This is a genomic window from Reyranella massiliensis 521 (assembly GCF_000312425.1).
GTDB lineage: Bacteria > Pseudomonadota > Alphaproteobacteria > Reyranellales > Reyranellaceae > Reyranella > Reyranella massiliensis.
This window is the reverse complement of the sequence record NZ_HE997181.1, coordinates 473,298-491,806: the sequence shown is the minus strand read 5'-3', so window position 1 is coordinate 491,806 and position 18,509 is coordinate 473,298. Positions and strand designations below refer to the sequence as shown.

Sequence of the window (18,509 nt, the reverse complement as noted above, 5' to 3'; positions counted from 1 at the left end):
GCGCACGTCACCATGATCAAGCGTCGTCTGTTCAGCGCCGGCCTGCTCGCCGCGCCCTTCGCAAAGCCCGCGTTCGCGCAGACCTGGCAGCCATCTGGCCCCATCAAGATGGTCGTGGCGTATCCGGCCGGCGGCCCGACCGACGTCATCGCCCGCATCGTCGCCGCCGATATCTCCGGCCCGCTGGGCCAGCAGGTCGTGGTCGAGAACATCTCGGGCGGCGCCGGCGCCATTGGCACGCGCAATGTCGCCAAGGCCAAGCCGGACGGACAGACGATCACGTTCGGCAACAACCAGACGCACGGCAACAACATGTTCATGTTGAAGGAGCCGGGCTACGACGCGGTGAAGGACTTCGCGCCGCTGGCCGGCGCCGGCGCCTTCGAGCATGTCTTCGTCGTGCGCAACGACCTGCCGGCCAAGAACATTCAGGACGTGATCGCGCTCGCCAAGGCCAAGCCCGGCGAATTGAACTATGGCTCGACCGGCATCGGCTCCGGCTCGCACCTCTCGACCGAACTTTTCATGGCGCGCACCGGCACCAAGATGACCCACGTGCCCTATCGCGGCGCGGCGCCGCTGGTGCAGGACCTGGTCGGCGGTCGCATCGATCTCTCCAATTCGACGCTGCCGAGCGTGCTGGCCCAGATCAAGGCCGGCCAGATTCGTGCTGTGGCGTTGGGCAGCCCCAAGCGCAACCCGCATCTGCCCGAGGTCGCCACGCTCGAAGAACAGGGCGTGAAGGATGCGAACGCCGCCTCCTGGGCCGCCTTCTTCGCGCCGGCCGGCACGCCCCAGCCGATCCTCGACCGTCTGTCGGCCGAGATCCTGAAGAGCCTCAACAAGCCCGAGACCGCCGAGAAGATCGACAAGCTCGGCTTCACCGTCGAACCGCGTACTCCGGCTCAGTTCAAGCCCTACCAGGCGCAGGAGATCGCGACCTGGGTCAAGATCGCGAAGGATGCCGGCATCCAGCCGGGCGAGTAGGGTTTCGGCATGGAAAACCTCTGGTCAGACGACGACGCAAAGGCTGCGATCGCCCGGCACGCGGCGAAAGGCATCAACGAGGACCTGGCGCTGCGCGTCTACACGACGCGCCTGCTGGGCGGCGAGCCGCGGCTGGTGCTGCACGGCGGCGGCAATACGTCGGTCAAGACCCGTATGGCCGACATCACCGGCGCCCAGGTCGACGTGCTCTGCGTCAAGGGCAGTGGCTGGGACATGGGCACGATCGAAGCGCCCGGCCTGCCGGCGGTGCGGCTCGGCCCGCTCGGCGAACTGAAGGGGCTGCAGGCCCTTTCCGACGAGGACATGGTGAATGTCCAGCGCACCAACCTGCTCGACAGCAAGGCGCCCAATCCGTCGGTCGAGACGCTGCTGCACGCTTTCCTGCCGCACAAGTTCATCGACCACACGCACTCCAACGCCGTGCTGTCGCTGACGGATCAACCCGACGGCGAAGCCCTTGCGGCCGATGTCTTCGGCAAGCGTGCGGCGCTGGTGCCGTACGTCATGCCGGGCTTCGCACTCGCCAAGAAGACCGACGAGATCGCACGTGCGCATCCCGACGCGGAAGGCCTCGTGCTGCTGAAGCACGGCATCTTCTCGATGGGCGCCACGGCCGAAGAGGCCTATGTGCGCATGATCGACCTCGTAACTTTGGCCGAGAAGCGACTGGCCAAGGAAACGCGCAAGATATTCGCGGGCGCGACCCTGCCGAAGGAGATTGCCTCGGTCGCCGAGGTAACGCCGATCCTGCGCGGGCTCCTGTCGCTGCCGGCTAAGGACGGCGGCCGCGAGGCTACACAGCGCTTCGTGTTCGAGTTCCGCACCGGGCCGGAAATCCTGGCCTATGTCGGCGGCAAGGACATCGCCCGCTACAGCCAGCAGGGCCCCGTGACGCCCGACCACGCGATCCGCACCAAGGGCGTGCCGTTGATCGCGCCGGCGCCGGAGGCAGGCAAGCTCGACGTCTTCGCCACGGAAGCAAAGGCGGCGCTCGACGCCTACGTCGCCGACTATCACGCCTACTTCGCGCGCCACAACGCCAAGCAGATGCCGCCGAAGACGGAACTCGATCCGATCCCGCGCGTCGTGCTGGTGCCGGGTCTCGGCCTGTTCGGCATCGGCAACAGCTCGAAGGATGCCAAGATCGCCGCGGACCTCGCGGAGACGACCGTCGCCGTCGTGGCCGATGCCGAGCGGCTCGGCCGCTACGAGTGCATCCCCGAGCCGGACATCTTCGACATCGAGTACTGGTCGCTGGAGCAGGCCAAGCTGGGTGCCGCCGCAGAGAAGCCGCTGGCGCGGCGCATCGTGGTCGTGACGGGCGGCGGCTCGGGCATCGGTGCAGCCACAGCCGCTGCCTTCGCGCGGGAGGGCGCGGAAGTCGTTGTGCTCGACCGCGACGTCTCCAAGGTCAGAGGCTTCGCGATCGCCTGCGACGTGACCGATCCCAAGTCAGTGCGGGCCGCCTTCGACAAGATCGCCGCGACCTATGGCGGCGTCGACATCGTGGTGTCCAATGCCGGTGCCGCCTGGCAGGGCAAGATCGGCGACGTCGACGAGGCGGTCCTGCGCCAGAGCTTCGAGCTCAACTTCTGGGCCCATCAGAGCGTAGCGCAGAACGCGGTTCGCATCATGAAGGCGCAAGGGCTGGGCGGTTGCCTGCTGTTCAACGCCTCCAAGCAGGCAGTCAATCCCGGTGCCGATTTCGGCCCCTATGGGCTGCCGAAGGCCGCGACCCTGTTCCTCAGCCGCCAGTATGCACTCGACTATGGCGCCGAGGGCATCCGCTCCAACGCCGTGAACGCCGATCGCATCCGGTCGGGACTGCTGACCGACGACATGATCGCACAGCGGTCCAAGGCACGTGGCCTCAGCGAAGCCGATTACATGGGCGGCAACCTGCTGGGCCTCGAAGTGACCGCCGACGACGTGGCGCAGGCTTTCGTTTCGCTGGCCAAAGCGGCGAAGACGACGGGCGCTGTCATCACCGTCGACGGTGGTAACATCGCAGCCGCTCTTCGCTGAAGCGGCCCATCGGCGGGGAGCCCGTATGGGAGGCTCCCTTGCCGATCGAAGTACATCCCCTTCAACGCCATATCGGCGCGACGATGACCGGCATCGACGTTCGCCGGCCACAGACGGCCGACGAAGTCGCCGCCATCGAAGCCGGCATGGACAAGCATGCCGTGCTCGTGCTGCCCGGCCAGGATATCGACGACCAGCAGCAGCTCGCCTTCACGCGCAATTTCGGCCCTCTGCAGGAGGGCGCCAACACCACGCTGACGGCGACCACTCTGCGTCTGGGCGCCGCCTTCGCCGACGTCTCCAACCTCGACAAGGACAACCAGCGGCTAGAGCGCAACGACCGCCGCCGCATGGCGGCGCTGGGCAATCGCCTGTGGCACTCCGATGCCACGTTCCGGATCGTTCCCGCGCGCTACTCGCTGCTGAGCGGCCGCATCACCACGACCGCCGGCGGCAACACCGAATTCGCCGACATGCGCGCGGCCTACGACGCGCTCGACCAGGCGACAAAGGACGAGATCGAAAACCTCGTCTGCGAGCATTCTCTGATCTACTCGCGTGGCCAGCTCGGCTTCACCGACTTTACTGATGCGGAACGCCACAGCATGCGGCCGGTGCTGCACCGTCTCGTGCGCACGCATCCCGTCACCGGACGGAAGTCGTTGCTGCTGTCGGCGCATATCGGCGCCATCGTCGGCTGGCCGCGGCCCGAAGCCATGGCCTTCATCCGCGATCTGATGGAACATGCGACGCAACCCGAATTCGTCTATGTCCATCGCTGGACGCGGCACGATCTCGTGATCTGGGACAACCGCACGACCATGCACCGCGTGCGCCGCTTCGACGACCTCAATGTCGTGCGCGACATGCGCCGCACCACCACCATGAGCGAAGGCCCGACAGTGGCGCAGCAGGCGGCGTAACGACCGTCAGCCGGACAGCCGATCGAGGTAGGCGACGAGGCCGGCGTCCGGGAACGGCTTGCCGCGCCAGCCAATGTACCCGTCGGGCCGGATCAGGAAGGCTGTCGCCGCGGAACCATAAGAGTGTGCGACTGAGTTTTCGGCATCGCGATAAAGCGCGATGCCCGCCTGCTCATCCACGCTCTCCTCCTGAACAATGCCTACGATCCTGAGGGGCATGCCGGAACGGCTGAAGAGCTTGCCGGCAAACGCCGCAAGGTCTGGCGCCTCTTCGCGCCCAAGGCGAACGAGGAGAACATGCTCGATGCCGCGCAGGATATCGAACAGGCGGATGGGAAAGCCGACGCCCCGACGCCTCAATCCCGTGACGTCAGGGGCGCGATCGCCGGCAGCCGGACCTTCATCGACGTGGCCGACATCGTCCTGAACCCAGGCGCTGGCGTTGTAGGAAATGCGGACCTGCGTATCGGCGAGCCGGTCCGGCTTGGTCTCGCGGCCAAAGTTCTCACTCGCCGCGCGCGTACGCGCAACGACATCGGCTCCGACGGGGCGACGTTCTGCTTCGTAGCTGTCGAGCAGCTTTTCCGAAGCCGTGCCGCCGAGCACCAGCGCGAGCTTCCAGGCTAGGTTGTAAGCGTCCTGAATGCCGGTGTTCATGCCTTGCCCGCCCGTCGGTGGATGGATGTGCGCCGCATCGCCTGCCAGGAAGACCCGGCCGCGGCGATACTGGGCGGCAAGCCGCATGCTGATGCGGAACATCGATGACCATCGCAAGTCCGACAGCTGAGGCCTGCCGGGGACGAGGCTGTCAGCGACGGCCTGAATGTCTTCGAGTGCAGGACCGCGCGTTTCCGACTGGATGCCGTGATCGGAACCACTGCTTTGCGTCAACTCAGAGGAGGCGATCATCGACACCCGATAACGGCCGGGCTCCGGCAGGGGAATGGCGATGAACATGTCGGGTGCTGCGTCCTCGACGAGTCGCAGTGCGCGCAATGCCATGCCGCGCGGCAGGTCCCACGCAACATGGACGTCGCCCAGCATGAACGTCATCGGCATGGCTTCACCTTCGAAGGCGATGCCAAGCGCATGACGCACCGTGCTATGCGCGCCATCGCAGCCGATCACGTATCGAAAGGTCGCGTCTTCCGTGCCGCCGTCGATGCGCTCGAGCTTCGCCGAGATGCCGCTGTCGTCCTGCTGCAGGGAGTGCAGGCCAGTGCCGCGCTCGACGGCAACGCCGTAGCGGCCAAGATGGCGAGCGAGCAGACGTTCGGTCTCATATTGCGGCAAGCCGAGCTGCGAATAAGGCAGGTCTGACAGATCCTGATGGACGTCGTTCGGCGGCTGGCCATGAATGATCGACCGCAGGCCATCGATCCAGAGTCCGGCGTCGATCATTTCCCGGGCGATGCCCATGCCGTCCCACACTTCGAGCGTACGCGGCGTGACGCCGATGGCGCGGCAAAAGGGCGAGGGCTTTTCGAGACGGTCGACGATACGGCACCGCACGCCGTGCCGCGCAAGCTCGGCCGCCATCGTCAAACCGACCGGCCCGGCGCCGACAACAAGCACATCGACCATGGAGCAGCCCCTATCGCCCGGCGATCTCGGCATCTTTCTTCGGGATGAGATCATAAGGTAGCGCAAAGCCCGGCATCGCCATCAGGCGATCGCGCCAGGCGGCGAGGTTCGGGCGCGCGTCGAGCGCCAGGCCGCCCTCCGCCGCGAACACCATGCGGCCCCAGCAGCCGATATCGGCGATCGAGCAGGCGTCGCCCACCAGCCATTCGCGACCGGCGAGCGACTTGTCGGCAAAGTCGAGCGCAGCCTCGGCCTGGGGCCGGAAGAAGTTCACGATCTCCGACGAGACATCCGGGCGGAAGCGGGCAAAGTGACGGACGCGCGCCACGTTGGTGATCGCGTCGTTCTCCCAGGAAAGCCACTCGCGCGCCTGCCAGCGGTGCTGTTCCGTCTTCGGCTCGAAATGACCTGTGGTGCGCGCGAGATAGTCGAGGATCACGTTCGACATCACGATCGTCAGGCCATGGTGGCGCAGCACCGGCACCTGGCCATAGCGGTTGATCGCGAGATGCGCGGCCTCCTTCTGTACGCCATTCTTGAGGTTGACGGTGCGGAAGGAGAACGGCAGCCCGGACAGCGCCAGGAAAAGCATCGGCTTGTAGCTCGAGCTGGACGTAAAACTGCCGTGCAGAACGAGACGGTCGTCGCTCATGGGGGCTCCTATGGCCTTGCCGGGATGCCTTTCGTACTCTGTCGCGTCTCCCGGAGGAAACGAACATGACAGCGCTCAAGCGCCGCAAGGTCGGACGGACAAACCTGGAAGTGACGGAACTTGGCCTCGGCGGCGCACCCATGGGCGGCTTCCGGGCGACCATATCCGACGCAGAAGCAGTGACGCTCACCGACACGGGCTACGACGCCGGCATCCGCTACTTCGACACCTCACCCTTCTACGGTTATGGCCGCAGCGAGTTGCGCATGGGTGCCGCGCTCCGCGAAAAGCCGCGGCAGAGCTATGTGCTCTCGACCAAGATCGGTCGCATCCTGCACGTCCGCAAACCGGGTGAGACGCTGCCCAAGGAGTTCCGCGAGAGCGGCCTGCCGGGCTTCGTGCCGCAGTTCGACTACACCTACGACGGCGTCATGCGCTCGCTGGAGCATTCGCACCTCCGGCTCGGCATCGACCGCATCGACATCGCACTGGTCCACGATGTCGACTTCTGGACCATCAAGGATCGCGCCATCCTCGACGAGCGCTTCAAGACGGTCATGGATTCCGGCTTCCGTGCCCTCGACGAACTGCGCAAGGCCGGCATCATCTCGGCCATCGGCGTCGGCATCAACGAAGCCGACACCAGCACGCGCTTCATCAAGGCCGGCGACTTCGACTGCATGCTGCTGGCCGGCCGCTACACCCTGCTCGAACAGGGCGCGCTCGAAGAGTTCCTGCCGGAATGCCAGAAGCGCGGCGTCTCCGTGATCCTGGGTGGGCCGTACAATTCCGGCATCCTCACCGGAAACGTGAAGGCGGGCGCCACGCACGACTATGTGGCGGCACCAGCGCATCTCATCGAGAAGGCGCAGAAGATCGAGGCGGTATGCCGGCGCCACAAGGTGCCGCTCGGCGCCGCGGCGATGCAGTTCCCGCTGTTCCACCCCGCCTTTTGTTCGGTGATCCCCGGAGCGCTCAGCGTCGAGGAGGTACAGCAGAACGTGGCGCATATGAGCGTGAAGATTCCAGTCGAGCTGTGGTCGGAATTGAAGCGCGAGAAACTGCTCGACCCCGCCGCCCCCACGCCGAACTGAGAAGCCGCCATGAAGATCGTCGACGCGCAGGTCCATATCTGGTCGCAGACCGTCACGCCGCCGAGCGGTCTGCATCGCAAGGTCTCCAAGTTCACTGCGGAGGAATGCCTCAAGGAGATGGACGAGGCCGGCGTCGATGCCGCGCTGATCCATCCGCCCTACAGTTGGGATCCTGACTCCGGCGCCGTCGCCCTCGCCGCCGCGAAGAAATACCCCGACCGCTTCGCGGTGATGGGTCAGTTCGCACCCGACAAGCCCGAGAATCGCAAGCTGATCCAGGGGTGGCGCAACCAACCCGGCATGATGGGTCTGCGCTGGGCGCTGCTGTCGGACCAGGAGCAGAAGAAGCTGCACGACGGCTCGCTCGACTGGGTCTGGCCGGCCGCCGAAAAGGAAGGCCTGCCCGTCGCCATGCTGGGCGGCCTGCTCCTCGACACCTTCCGCGACATCGCCGAACGCCATCCCAACCTCAAGCTGATCCTCGATCATTGCGGGCTCAACCGGCACGGCCAGGACGAGGCGGCCTTCATTCATCTCGACAAGCTCGTCGCACTGGCCAAGCTGCCCAATGTCGCGATCAAGGCGACGGGCGCGCCGCATTATTCGACCAAGGGCTATCCGTTCCGGAATATTCAGGACGGGCTGCGCCGCATCTTCGACGCCTTCGGCCCGAAACGCTTCTTCTGGGGCACCGACATCACCCGCATGCCGTGCAGCTATCGCCAGTGCGTGACGTTCTTCACCGAAGAACTGCCATGGCTCAAAGGCGGCGACCTGGAAGACGTGATGGGCCGCGGGCTCTGCGACTGGATCGGCTGGAAGCTGGAGACGAGCGCTACTTCTTGAGCGGCACGATCTGCCCGCGGATCTCGCCGTCGGGATATTTCTCCGTCATCACGTTGACGTACCAGAGGCCGGCCAGAACCTCGTCGGCCTGCTGCTTCGTCAACGTCACGCCATCGCTGATCGTCGAACGGTCGGCGTAGAACGGCACGTTGATCGGCGCGACCTGCTGGGCGTTCTGCCCCACCGGCGCCGGGCCGTGGAGATAGGCCATTGTCACTGGCCCACTCAGGCCCGCCACGTTGAGACGATACTCCAGCACCTTGGTCGACGGCCGATAGACTGCCTCGAACCAGCCGCTGCCCCTGGTCTCGACCGGCGGCACTTCGCTTGCCCCGTTCAGGGTCGCGCGAAAATCGGTCCTGGAGACCTTCGGCTCCCCCAGATTGGGAGAGCAGGCCGAAGCGGCGAGCAGGAGGCCCAAGGCCAGAACCGAGCGGCGTAGGGAACGATGCATGCGTCCTCAGTCTACGTCGCTTGCGGCCCGAATATCTCCACCGGAAATCACGCTTTGTGATGGACCGGCGCGCGGCCATAGACCGGCGTCGGCAACCCTTCCAGACGGGCCTTGAGCTGCAGGCCGAGAAAAATCGAGTACAGCCGCGACTGCATCAGGTTGCCGCCATGGAACCAGAGATTTTCCTGCGCCGTCGGCTTCCACATGTTGCGCAGTTCACCTTCCCAGGGTCCGGGGTCCTTGGCCGTCCCCGAGCCGAGGCCCCAGCATTTGCCGACCTTGTCGGCGACTTCCGGCGAGATCAGTTCGGCCGCCCACTGGTTCATCGACCCGTAGCCCGTCGCGTAAACGACGAGATCGGCCGCGAGCGTGCTGCCATCGTTGAGGACGACCGAGTCCTCGGTCATGCGCGCGACCTCGACACCCGACCGGAGCTTGATGCGACCACTGGCGATCAGGTCGGAGGCGCCGACATCGATATAGTATCCAGAGCCGCGGCGGAGATACATCGGCCCGATACCAGTCTCGTCCTCTCCGAAGGTCACCATGAAGCCCGCCGCTTCCAGCCGCGCGTAGAAGTCCGCATCTTCCTTCCGGATCTTCTCGACCGTCGCCTGGGAGAAAGCCGGCAAGGCGCCGTAGGGCACGGACGCCACCGTGAGATCGGCGATCTCCGTCGTGATCCCCGAAGCCAGCGCCTCTTCCGAATAGTAGGGCCGATAGCGCGCCAGGGTCTCGGCGCGCACCACTAGCGTCGGCGAACGCTGCAGGAGCGTCACGTCGGCGCCATGTTCCCAGAGATCGGCGGCAATATCGTGGGCGGAATTGTTCGAGCCTACGACAACGCACTTCTTGCCCTTCCAGCCTTCGCCGCCGGCATGGCGGCTGGAATGATGCTGCGTGCCTCGGAAAGTCTCGCGCCCCGGAAAGTTGGGAACTTCCGCAAAGCCCGACATGCCGGTCGCTATGACCAGATGCTTCGGCCGCAGGGTCACATCCTTGCCGTCGCGATCGACGATGACGGTCCACTCGGCCTTGGCCTCGTCCCACGACGCGCTCCGGCACGGCGCCTTCGACCAGTAATCGAGTTCCATGATCTTGGTGTAGGACTCGAGCCAGTCGCCCATCTTGTCCTTGGGCGTATAGATCGGCCAATGGTCCGGGAACGGCAGGTATGGAAGATGGTCGTACCAGACGGGATCGTGCAGGCAGAGCGATTTGTAGCGGCTACGCCACGCATCGCCCGGCTTCGCGTGGCGATCGACAATGAGCGTCGGCACGCCGAGCCTCTTCAGGCGCGCGCCGAGCCCGATGCCACCCTGTCCACCACCGACGATCAGCACGAAGGGCTGGCGGTCGTAGCCCAGTTCGCTGGCGTCGGCCTGGCGGCGATCCGTCCAGGTCACGCGATTCTGGATGGCGCCGTGCTCGGTCCCGATCTCGCGTGACGGACCGCGCTTCTCCTCGAAGCCCTTCAGCTCGTTCAAGGCGGTGAGCAGCGTCCAGGCCTTGCCGTCTTTCAGCCGCACATGGCCCGTGCCGCGCCCCAGCGCCGTCTCGAAGGTGAACCAGCCGGTCCGCTCGCCGGCTTTGAACGAACCCGGCCGCACATCGGCCAGACGCGCCTTGAGCATGTCAGCAATCGCAGAGCGGCTCTCGAGCGTGGTGATGTTCCAGGTGAAGGCCACGAGATCGCGCCAATAGCACTCCTCGGCGAACAGCAACGCGACGCCTTCGATATCGGAACGCTTCAGCGCGGACGCAAACTCGGCAAGCCACTCGGTCTCGTTCATTGTCTTTCCATTGCAGCGGTTCTGGCGGCGGCGCACTCTAGAACAATCGCCCGGGAGGAACGAACGATGAAGTACGACGTCATTTCCGCCGATGGACATGTCGACCTGATCTGGCTGCCGCCGGATCTCTTCACGAAGAATGCCTCTGCCTCGATGAAGGAACGCATGCCCTACGTCGTCGACGGACCCAAGGGGCCCGAATGGACGAGCATCAAGGGCGCGAAGTTCGGTCTGATGAACGGCATGGGGTCGGCCGGCCGCGAATATGTGCCGGGCGTGATCCATCGTTCCGACCGCATGGCCTCCACCGGCCTCTACGACGACGGCAAGAAGGGCATCCGTCGTCTCACCGACGTGCAGCTTCGGCTGAAGGACCAGGAGCGCGATGGCGTGCAGGCCGAAGTGCTGTACGGCATCCTGGGCGCCAGCGGCCGACTGAACGATCCCGAAGCCGCGACCGAAGTGCTGCGCATCTACAACGACTGGCTGCACGATTTCTGCAGCGCCGCGCCGGATCGCCTGGTCGGCCTGGCCAATATTCCCAATCACGACATGGACGTCGCGGTTGCCGAAGCGAGCCGCAACGCCAAGCGCGGCGTCAAGGGTTTCGACGTCGCCAACAAGCCCGACATGACGCCGCTGTGGGATCCGTTCTGGGAGCCGCTGTGGCAGCTCGCGCACGAGACCGGCATCCCCGTCCATTTCCACACGATCGGCGGCCGCTCGCCCGACACCAGCAAGATGCCGGCGTTCGTGCAACGCCGCGCCTTTGCCGCCCACATCACCAACTTCCAGATGCACATGGGCTACATGCTCATGTCGCTGATCTTCAGCGGTGCCCCCGAGCGTTACCCCAACCTGAAGATCGTGATCGGCGAAGCCGGGCTTGGCTGGATCCCCTATGTATTGCAGCACATGGACCTCGAATGGGAGGACCAGTTCAAGGATCTCGACCTCAAGATGAAGCCCTCGGAATACTGGCATCGCCAGTTCTATGCGACCTATCAGACCGATCCGGTCGGTGTGCGCCTGTTCGACCTGCTGGGCGTCGACAATGTGATGTGGGGGTCGGACTTCCCGCATCCCGATGGCATCTGGCCGGACTCGCAGGAGTTCCTGGACAAGGAGCTGAGCGGCGTCGGCGCCGACGTGCGCCGCAAGGTGACCCGCGACAACGCCATCAAGCTGTACCAGCTGGCGGCTTGAGGTGACGCTTCCGGAAGGAGCGGCGCGCACCGCCCTCCTGACGACGCTGGCGATGCTGGCCTTTGCCGGCAACTCGCTGCTCTGTCGTATCGCCCTGCGCGATACGACGATCGATGCGGCGAGCTTCACGTCAATCCGGCTGGCGTCGGGCGCGTTGATCCTGCTGCTGATCCTGCGCCGTCGTGGCGTGCGGCCGCTCGCCGCCGGCAGCTGGCCGATGGCCGCCGCCCTGTTCGCCTATGCGATCGCCTTCTCCTTTGCCTATCGCGACCTCACCGCAGCGACCGGGGCATTACTCCTCTTCGGCGGCGTGCAGCTCACGATGACGAGCTATGGACTCGCTGCGGGCGAGCGTCTTTCGGGCCTGCGTCTGCTCGGCGTGCTGGTCGCCGTCGCCGGCCTCGTCTGGCTCTTGCTGCCCGGGCTCGCCGCGCCGCCTTATCTCGCGGCTGCCTTGATGCTGGCCGCGGGCGCCGCCTGGGGTGTCTATTCGCTGCTCGGCCGCGGCGCCGGCGATCCGACGACGGCCACCGCCGGCAATTTCGTCCGGGCAGTGCCCTTCGCCGCCGCAATGAGCCTGATGATGGCAGGCCAGGCGACATCCGACCCGCTGGGCATGCTCTATGCCGTGCTGTCCGGCGCAGTCACCTCCGGCCTGGGCTATGTCCTCTGGTACGCCGTATTGCCAGCGCTCTCGGCCACATCGGCGGCGACAATCCAGCTTAGCGTGCCGGCCATTGCCGCCCTGGGCGGGGTGGTGCTACTCGCCGAACCGATCACGTCGCGGCTGTTGCTGGCGTCGGCCGCGATCCTGGGCGGCATTGCCCTCACGATCACCAGGAAGAACTGAAAGCGGGGAACATGTTCGAGGTTGCGGAGCGTCTGAAGAACGTGAAGGTGTCGGCGTCGGCGGCGATGACCCGCAAGGTCCGCGAGCTGCGCGCCCAGGGCGTCAAGATCGTCGGCCTGTCCTCGGGCGAACCGGACTTTCCCACGCCGCCGCATGCTATCGAAGCCGCTCACCAGGCGGCGCTGGCCGGCGACACCAAGTATCCGCCGCAGGATGGCGTGAAGCCCCTGAAGGAGGCGATCCGCGCCAAGTTCAAGCGCGACAACAATCTCGACTATGCGCTGGAGGAGATCATGGTCTCCAACGGCAGCAAGCAGATCATGTACGACGCGCTGATGGCGAGCGTGAACCCCGGCGACGAGGTGATCATTCCGGTCCCCGGCTGGATTTCCTACGCCGACCAGGCCGTTTTGGCGGGCGCCAAGCCGGTCTCGGTATCGTGCCCCGAGAACAATCAGTTCAAGCTGCGCGCCGCCGATCTCGATGCCGTGATCACGGCCAAGACCAGGTGGGTGGTCCTCAACTTCCCCAACAACCCGACGGGCGCCGCCTGCTCGCGCGCCGAGATGCGCCAGATCTGCGACGTGCTGCTGAAGCACAAGCACGTCATGGTAATGGCCGACGATGTCTACGAGCATCTGGTCTACGACGGCTTCGAGTTCTGCACGGTCGCGGAAGTCGAACCGGCGTTGAAGGAACGTACGCTGACGGTGAACGGCGCGTCCAAGGCCTATGCGATGACGGGCTGGCGCGTGGGCTTTGCCGGTGGTCCGCGCGCCATGATCGCGGCCATGACCAACATGCAGGGCCAGATCGGATCCGGCATCTCGACCATCAGCCAGGCCGCAGCCACGGCGGCGCTGAACGGACCGCAGGACCTGTTGAAGGAACGCGCCGCCGACTACCGCAAGCGCCGGGACGAGGTGGTGGGCATGCTGCGCGCCGCGCCGGGGCTTACCTGTCACATGCCGGAAGGCGCCTTCTATGTCTTCCCCAACATCGCAGGCTGCATCGGCAAGACGACCAGGGGCGGACGAAAGATTGCCAGCGATACCGACTTCGTGACGGCGCTTCTCGAGGAGAAGCATGTCGCCACGGTGCAGGGCGCCGCCTATGGGATGAGCCCTTACTTCCGTATCTCCTACGCGACGGACATGGCGAGCCTGCGCGACGGCTGCACCCGCATCCAGGAGTTCTGCGCCGACTTGCGCTGACGGCCATTACAGCCAGCAGCGCAACCGCCATGGAGACACGGCGTTCCTTCGACGAGTGAATCCCCGCCAGGAGGAAGCCATGCCACGCGGCGACAAGTCGAAATACACGCGCAAGCAGGATCGCAAGGCCGATCATATCGCCGAGGGTTACGAGAAGCGCGGCGTCTCGCACAAGGAAGCGGAGCGGCGCGCCTGGGCGACGGTCAACAAGGAAAGCGGCGGCGGCAACAAGAGCGGTTCGGGTCGTGGCCGGAAGGATACCAAGGTCTCCGCGCGCAAGGGCGGCAAGCTGGGTGGTCGCGCCGCAGCAGCTCGTCCGAAGGCTGCACGTTCGGCATCGGCACGCAAAGCCGCGGCGACGCGCAAACGCCGCGCCGCCTGATGCCGACCGTCAGAGTGAGTTGATTTCCTTGACCTTGGCAGGAATGCCAAGCTTGCGCGAGCAGAGCGGCCAATGCCACGCTTCGCCGAGCTCGAAGATCATGAACGAGGCGAGCTTGGCGGCCTTGTTGTAATCCTGCGCAGCGTCGATCGCTTCCCGCGTCGTCAGCACGGTTCCATCATGCCGTTGCTGGTAGGTGATATACGTGCGGGGCGTGAACTGAAACCGGCCGTGATAGGCACCGCGCCCGCCATAGATCGGCTGCGACTGCGGCCCCCAGCTTCCGCTTTCGCAAACCGCGAGCTGCTGCATCACTTGTTCTTTGCGCCAGTCGATATCCTGCTGACGCGGATCGACCGCCGGCGCCGCAGCAGCGACATTGCGTTTGTTGGCGGCGCAGCCACAAGCGCCGAAGGCAGCGGCAAGAAGAATCGAGTAGGTGGCGGCGCGCAAAGTCACAACCGCCCATTGTTCTCACGATTCGACGTCTTGGGTAAACCCCATCTATTGGGTCTCACCATGAAGACACAGCAAGGCCGAAGCGGGAACGCGTCGGGAACTTTTTGAGATCGGTCCTGCGCATCATGCACACCGAAGCGGATGGACGCGCTAACCGACCTGCCGCGACTGTCCGGCCCAGTACCTTGCGCGCAGGATCTTCTTGTCCACTTTTCCAACGGCTGTGAGTGGAAGATCGTCGACGAACTCGATCTGCTTGGGTGCGTGCGTACCGCCTTTGCGGTCTTTCACGAGTTGCGTCAACGCCTCCGGCGTCGGCCGCATTCCTGCTTTGGCGACAATCAATGCTGTGACGGCTTCGCCCCATTTCTCATGTGGCACGCCGATCACCGCGGCCATCGCAACCCCGGGATGCGAGGAAAGCACGTCCTCGACTTCGCGCGGGAAGATGTTGAAGCCGCCGCTCACGATCATGTCCTTCTTGCGATCAACGATGTAGAGGTAGCCGCGCTCGTCGGCGCGTGCGATGTCGCCGGTGTGCAGCCAGCCGCCCTTGAAAGTCTCGGCAGTTTGCTCCGGCCGCTTCCAGTATTGCTCCATCGCGTGCGGCGCGCGCACGCAGATCTCGCCTGCCTCGCCCGGCTTCACTTCCTCGTTGTCGTCGTTGCGCAAGGTGACGCTGCACGAGGAAATAGGAAAGCCGCAGGACGCGAAGAGCTCGGGCCGCGCCGCATCGTGATCGGCCTTGCGCAGCACACTCACCGGATAACATTCGGTCTGGCCATAGAGCTGACTGAACACAGGCCCGATGCGCTCGAGCCCCTCGACCAGCCGCGTCGGCGACATCGGCGAAGCGCCATACAGGATCAGCTCCAGCGAGGAGAGGTCGGTCTTCTCGAGCCTGGGATGATCCAGCATCACATAGATCATCGTCGGCACCATCAGCGTGAAGTTGATCTTCTCCCGCTCGATGGTCGCCAGAAATTTTTCGGGATCGAAACCCTTCAGCAGATGGATCGTGCCGCCCTTCAGCAGCGAGGGCAGCACCTTGGTACCGGATACGTGGGTGATGGGCGCTGCCGCGAGATAGCGCGGCACATCCGGAAATTCGAAGTCGGCAGCGATCGCAATGGCGGAAGCGGCCGTCGAACGGTGGTGGCGGATCGCGCCCTTCGACTTGCCCGTGGTGCCGCCGGTGTAGTTGATGATGGCGTAGTCGTCGGCATCGGTGAGGTCGATGGCGCTCGCTTCCCCGGCCTTCTCCGCTGCGGCCATGACATCCCGGCCGAAATCGGCCCGCCCCATCGTAAGGACGGCGGCCAATCGATCGGCCGCCTTGGCGGCAAGTTCGCCACCGCGTTCGGCATGAGTGCGCGGATCGACGATCAATGCTGTCGCTCCGGAATCCTCGATCACGTCGAGATGATCGGCAAGAGCGCCCAGGGGATGCAACCACGTGACGACGAGGCCCAACCCTTGCGCGGCGACGCCGGCGCACCAGGTTTCCGCGCTGTTGGCACTGAGGAACGCCGCCGTCTGCCCTTTGACGAGACCCGCCGCGGCCATGGCGGCCTGCAGCCTGCCGATGAGCGACAGGGCAGCGCGATAGGTGAGGCTGCCGCCATCCCAGACAAAGGCCATGCGGTCGGGGAAACGCGCCAGCGCGCGCAAAGTCATCGTGGTGGCAGTCGGCGCCTGGGCGATGTTGTCGTTCACTTGGCATTCCCTCGCGATTCTCGGCCGAATTTTTAACGGCTCTTCGGCGGCCGTAGCCGCCGCCTCTACCCCCTCTTGGCGGGATGCACATTGATCCAGTGGCGTGCAATCTCTTCGCGCGTCGCCACCCAGACCTTTGGTTTCGAGGCGACATAGTCGAGGAAGCGCGCCAAGGTCGCCGCGCGGCTCGGCCGGCCGGCAAGCCGGCAATGTAGGCCGACCGACATCATCTTGGGACTCGTCGCGCCCTCGGCGTAGAGCACGTCGAAACTGTCCTTCATCGCCTGCAGCCAGCCGTCGCCCGAACTGAAGCCCGGCGCCACGCTGAACTTCATGTCGTTGACTTCGAGTGTATAGGGAATGACGAGGTGAGGCGTTTTGCCGACGCTCACCCAATAGGGCAGGTCGTCGGCATAGGAATCGCTCGAATAAAGGAATCCGCCATGCTTGATGACGGCGGCGAGCGTGTGCATGCCGAAGCGGCCCGTGTACCAGCCGACCGGCGCCTTGCCGGCCGAAGCGGCGATCGCCTTCACGGCTTTCCTCATGTGGTCGAGTTCCTGCTCAAGCGTGAAATCCTTGTAGTTGATCCAGCGCCAGCCGTGGCTCGCGACCTCGTGGCCCGCCTCGGCCATCGCCTTGCCGGCCGCCGGATTGAGTTCAAGGGCACGGCCGACCGCCCAGGACGTGAAGCGCATGTTGCGTTCGCGGAAGAGCCGCAGGATGCGCCAGAAGCCGGCCCGGCTGCCATATTCGTACATCGACTCGGTCGAGAGATCGCGGGCACCCACAAACGACGTGCCTCCCGGCGTCTCGGTCAGGAAGACCTCCGAGCCGGCATCGCCGTTCAAGACTGTGTTCTCCCCGCCCTCCTCGTAGTTCAGCACGAAGCTCACGGCGATGCGGGCGTCGCCCGGCCACTGGGCATGTGGCGGGTTGGGGCCATAGCCGATCAGGTTACGCTCGAGGTGATTGTGCATGGGGGTCCCGGGGAATGCCGACGATTGAAGCTCGACTATGGCGCGGCTATAGCTCGCGCGACAAGCTTGAGGAGGCGAGATGAGCGCAGCAGGCGCAGTGCGCGAAGACCGTCTGTGGCAACGGCACGTCGATATGGCGAAGCTGGGCGGCACGCCCAAGGGCGGCGTGAACCGTCAGGCCCTGTCGCCGGAAGACGCGGCCGCCCGCAACCTGCTCGCTTCCTGGGCAAAGGCACGCGGCTTCTCGATCTCGACCGATGCGATCGGCAATCTCTTCGTGCGCCGTGAAGGGAGCGATCCCAAGGCGCTGCCCGTGATGAGCGGGTCGCACATGGACAGCCAGCCGACCGGCGGCCGGTTCGATGGCATGTACGGCGTGCTGGCGGCGTTCGAGGCGCTGGAAGCCCTGGAAGATGCCGGCGTTAAGACCAGGCGGCCGGTGCTGGCGGTGGCCTGGACCAACGAGGAAGGCTCGCGCTTTCAGCCCGGCGCCATGGGGTCGGCGGTCTTCGCCGGCCACAATGACCTCGACGAGATGCTCGCGGTGAAGGACTGGAAGGGCGTCATGCTGAAGGACGCCCTGGCCGAGACCCTGAAGACCGCGCCGGCGCCGATGCGCGACGGCAAGCCCGGCTTCCCGCTCGACGGCTATGTCGAAGCCCATATCGAGCAGGGTCCGCGTCTCGAGAACGAGAAGAAGACGATCGGCGTCGTCACCGCCATCCAGGGCAGCCGTCGTTACATCGTCGAGACGCTGGGCGAAGAGGCGCATGCGGGCACCACGCCGCGCGCCGCGCGCAAGGACGCCTTTGCCGCCGCCCTTCGGATCGCCCAGGCGATGTACGAAGCGACCACCGACAAGGACGACACCTTGCGCTTTACCATCGGCCGGGTCGATGTCAGCCCCGGCTCGCCCAACACCGTGCCGGGCAAGACAAGCTTCACCATCGACATGCGCCATCCCGCCGATGCCGTGCTCGACGGCTACGAGAAGGAACTCCGCGAGATCGTGGCGACCAAGGCGGCGCCCTGCCCCGCGACCATCGAGCGCGTGATGGTGGTACCGCCGACAGACTTCGCTCCCGTGGTGATCGATCTGGTGCGGGCCAAGACCAATGCGCTCGGCTTCTCCAACATGGATATGCCGTCGGGCGCTGGCCATGATGCCATGCACATCGCAAGCCTCTGCCCGACCGGCATGATCTTCGTACCCTGCGAGCGCGGCATCAGCCACAACGAGATCGAGAACGCGACCGCCTCCGACCTCGCCGCCGGCGCCCGCGTGCTGGTCGAGGTATTGACCGAACTGGCCAACCGCTAAGG

General features: G+C 65.3%; 17 protein-coding genes. 10 read left to right on the top strand and 7 right to left on the bottom strand.

Going from position 1 to position 18,509, the window contains the following annotated elements; translation table 11 throughout:
• Nucleotides 1-12 precede the first annotated feature (12 nt).
• The 3 genes from BN60_RS02400 to BN60_RS02390 are packed head-to-tail and all read left to right on the top strand — an operon-like array spanning nt 13 to nt 3,956.
• The gene (locus BN60_RS02400; RefSeq protein ID WP_020694383.1) at nt 13-987 is read left to right on the top strand and encodes a Bug family tripartite tricarboxylate transporter substrate binding protein; all 975 of its coding nucleotides are present in this window, start codon (nt 13-15) and stop codon (nt 985-987) included.
• Nucleotides 988-996: 9 nt separating this feature from the next.
• Complete coding sequence (locus BN60_RS02395; protein WP_020694382.1) at nt 997-3,033, top strand: bifunctional aldolase/short-chain dehydrogenase; 2,037 nt, start codon at nt 997-999, stop codon at nt 3,031-3,033.
• A gap of 38 nt (nt 3,034-3,071) precedes the next feature.
• Nucleotides 3,072-3,956, top strand: coding sequence for a TauD/TfdA dioxygenase family protein (locus BN60_RS02390; protein ID WP_020694381.1), 885 nt, complete (start codon nt 3,072-3,074; stop codon nt 3,954-3,956).
• A 6-nt stretch (nt 3,957-3,962) separates the two neighbouring features.
• Here BN60_RS02390 and BN60_RS02385 read toward each other — a convergent pair whose 3' ends face one another.
• A complete protein-coding gene (locus BN60_RS02385) occupies nt 3,963-5,540 on the bottom strand; it encodes an FAD-dependent monooxygenase (protein WP_020694380.1) in 1,578 nt (525 codons plus the stop codon).
• A 10-nt stretch (nt 5,541-5,550) separates the two neighbouring features.
• On the bottom strand, nt 5,551-6,192 hold the full coding sequence (locus BN60_RS02380; RefSeq protein WP_020694379.1) for a glutathione S-transferase family protein: 642 nt from the start codon (nt 6,190-6,192) through the stop codon (nt 5,551-5,553).
• Nucleotides 6,193-6,257: 65 nt separating this feature from the next.
• Between BN60_RS02380 and BN60_RS02375 the strand changes: the two genes are divergently transcribed.
• Together BN60_RS02375 and BN60_RS02370 are read left to right on the top strand one after the other, a co-directional pair.
• On the top strand, nt 6,258-7,286 hold the full coding sequence (locus BN60_RS02375) for an aldo/keto reductase (RefSeq protein WP_020694378.1): 1,029 nt from the start codon (nt 6,258-6,260) through the stop codon (nt 7,284-7,286).
• Between the two features lie 9 nt (nt 7,287-7,295).
• A complete protein-coding gene (locus tag BN60_RS02370) occupies nt 7,296-8,132 on the top strand; it encodes an amidohydrolase family protein (protein ID WP_020694377.1) in 837 nt (278 codons plus the stop codon).
• Here the strand turns inward: BN60_RS02370 and BN60_RS02365 are convergent.
• On the bottom strand, nt 8,122-8,586 hold the full coding sequence (locus BN60_RS02365) for a CHRD domain-containing protein (RefSeq protein ID WP_020694376.1): 465 nt from the start codon (nt 8,584-8,586) through the stop codon (nt 8,122-8,124). The genes BN60_RS02370 and BN60_RS02365 overlap by 11 nt on opposite strands.
• A 47-nt stretch (nt 8,587-8,633) precedes the next feature.
• The gene (locus tag BN60_RS02360) at nt 8,634-10,379 is read right to left on the bottom strand and encodes a flavin-containing monooxygenase (protein ID WP_020694375.1); all 1,746 of its coding nucleotides are present in this window, start codon (nt 10,377-10,379) and stop codon (nt 8,634-8,636) included.
• A 66-nt stretch (nt 10,380-10,445) separates the two neighbouring features.
• On the opposite strand from BN60_RS02360, the gene BN60_RS02355 reads away from it, so the two are divergent.
• The 4 genes from BN60_RS02355 to BN60_RS02340 all read left to right on the top strand — a co-directional run bounded on the left by BN60_RS02355 (nt 10,446) and on the right by BN60_RS02340 (nt 14,031).
• Nucleotides 10,446-11,585: an amidohydrolase family protein gene (locus BN60_RS02355; protein WP_020694374.1), complete on the top strand. Its 1,140-nt coding sequence runs from the start codon at nt 10,446-10,448 to the stop codon at nt 11,583-11,585.
• Between the two features lies 1 nt (nt 11,586).
• A complete protein-coding gene (locus tag BN60_RS02350) occupies nt 11,587-12,435 on the top strand; it encodes a DMT family transporter (RefSeq protein ID WP_020694373.1) in 849 nt (282 codons plus the stop codon).
• An 11-nt stretch (nt 12,436-12,446) separates the two neighbouring features.
• On the top strand, nt 12,447-13,649 hold the full coding sequence (locus BN60_RS02345; RefSeq protein ID WP_020694372.1) for a pyridoxal phosphate-dependent aminotransferase: 1,203 nt from the start codon (nt 12,447-12,449) through the stop codon (nt 13,647-13,649).
• A 79-nt stretch (nt 13,650-13,728) separates the two neighbouring features.
• Nucleotides 13,729-14,031: a hypothetical protein gene (locus BN60_RS02340; protein ID WP_020694371.1), complete on the top strand. Its 303-nt coding sequence runs from the start codon at nt 13,729-13,731 to the stop codon at nt 14,029-14,031.
• A 9-nt stretch (nt 14,032-14,040) separates the two neighbouring features.
• Here BN60_RS02340 and BN60_RS02335 read toward each other — a convergent pair whose 3' ends face one another.
• The 3 genes from BN60_RS02335 to puuE all read right to left on the bottom strand — a co-directional run bounded on the left by BN60_RS02335 (nt 14,041) and on the right by puuE (nt 17,186).
• Nucleotides 14,041-14,490 (bottom strand): hypothetical protein, encoded by a 450-nt coding sequence (locus BN60_RS02335; RefSeq protein ID WP_020694370.1) that lies wholly within the window; start codon nt 14,488-14,490, stop codon nt 14,041-14,043.
• A 150-nt stretch (nt 14,491-14,640) separates the two neighbouring features.
• A complete protein-coding gene (locus BN60_RS02330; RefSeq protein ID WP_020694369.1) occupies nt 14,641-16,206 on the bottom strand; it encodes an AMP-binding protein in 1,566 nt (521 codons plus the stop codon).
• Nucleotides 16,207-16,271: 65 nt separating this feature from the next.
• Nucleotides 16,272-17,186: an allantoinase PuuE gene (gene puuE / locus BN60_RS02325; RefSeq protein WP_020694368.1), complete on the bottom strand. Its 915-nt coding sequence runs from the start codon at nt 17,184-17,186 to the stop codon at nt 16,272-16,274.
• A 79-nt stretch (nt 17,187-17,265) separates the two neighbouring features.
• Between puuE and BN60_RS02320 the strand changes: the two genes are divergently transcribed.
• A complete protein-coding gene (locus BN60_RS02320; protein ID WP_020694367.1) occupies nt 17,266-18,507 on the top strand; it encodes a Zn-dependent hydrolase in 1,242 nt (413 codons plus the stop codon).
• Nucleotides 18,508-18,509: the final 2 nt, after the last annotated feature.

Coding starts and splice junctions, on each gene's coding strand:
- BN60_RS02400 (WP_020694383.1), top strand. CDS start 13: ATGATCAAGCGTCGTCTGTTCAGCGCCGGCCTGCTCGCCGCGCCCTTC.
- BN60_RS02395 (WP_020694382.1), top strand. CDS start 997: ATGGAAAACCTCTGGTCAGACGACGACGCAAAGGCTGCGATCGCCCGG.
- BN60_RS02385 (WP_020694380.1), bottom strand. CDS start 5,540: ATGGTCGATGTGCTTGTTGTCGGCGCCGGGCCGGTCGGTTTGACGATG.
- BN60_RS02380 (WP_020694379.1), bottom strand. CDS start 6,192: ATGAGCGACGACCGTCTCGTTCTGCACGGCAGTTTTACGTCCAGCTCG.
- BN60_RS02375 (WP_020694378.1), top strand. CDS start 6,258: ATGACAGCGCTCAAGCGCCGCAAGGTCGGACGGACAAACCTGGAAGTG.
- BN60_RS02370 (WP_020694377.1), top strand. CDS start 7,296: ATGAAGATCGTCGACGCGCAGGTCCATATCTGGTCGCAGACCGTCACG.
- BN60_RS02365 (WP_020694376.1), bottom strand. CDS start 8,586: ATGCATCGTTCCCTACGCCGCTCGGTTCTGGCCTTGGGCCTCCTGCTC.
- BN60_RS02360 (WP_020694375.1), bottom strand. CDS start 10,379: ATGAACGAGACCGAGTGGCTTGCCGAGTTTGCGTCCGCGCTGAAGCGT.
- BN60_RS02355 (WP_020694374.1), top strand. CDS start 10,446: ATGAAGTACGACGTCATTTCCGCCGATGGACATGTCGACCTGATCTGG.
- BN60_RS02345 (WP_020694372.1), top strand. CDS start 12,447: ATGTTCGAGGTTGCGGAGCGTCTGAAGAACGTGAAGGTGTCGGCGTCG.
- BN60_RS02340 (WP_020694371.1), top strand. CDS start 13,729: ATGCCACGCGGCGACAAGTCGAAATACACGCGCAAGCAGGATCGCAAG.
- puuE (WP_020694368.1), bottom strand. CDS start 17,186: ATGCACAATCACCTCGAGCGTAACCTGATCGGCTATGGCCCCAACCCG.
- BN60_RS02320 (WP_020694367.1), top strand. CDS start 17,266: ATGAGCGCAGCAGGCGCAGTGCGCGAAGACCGTCTGTGGCAACGGCAC.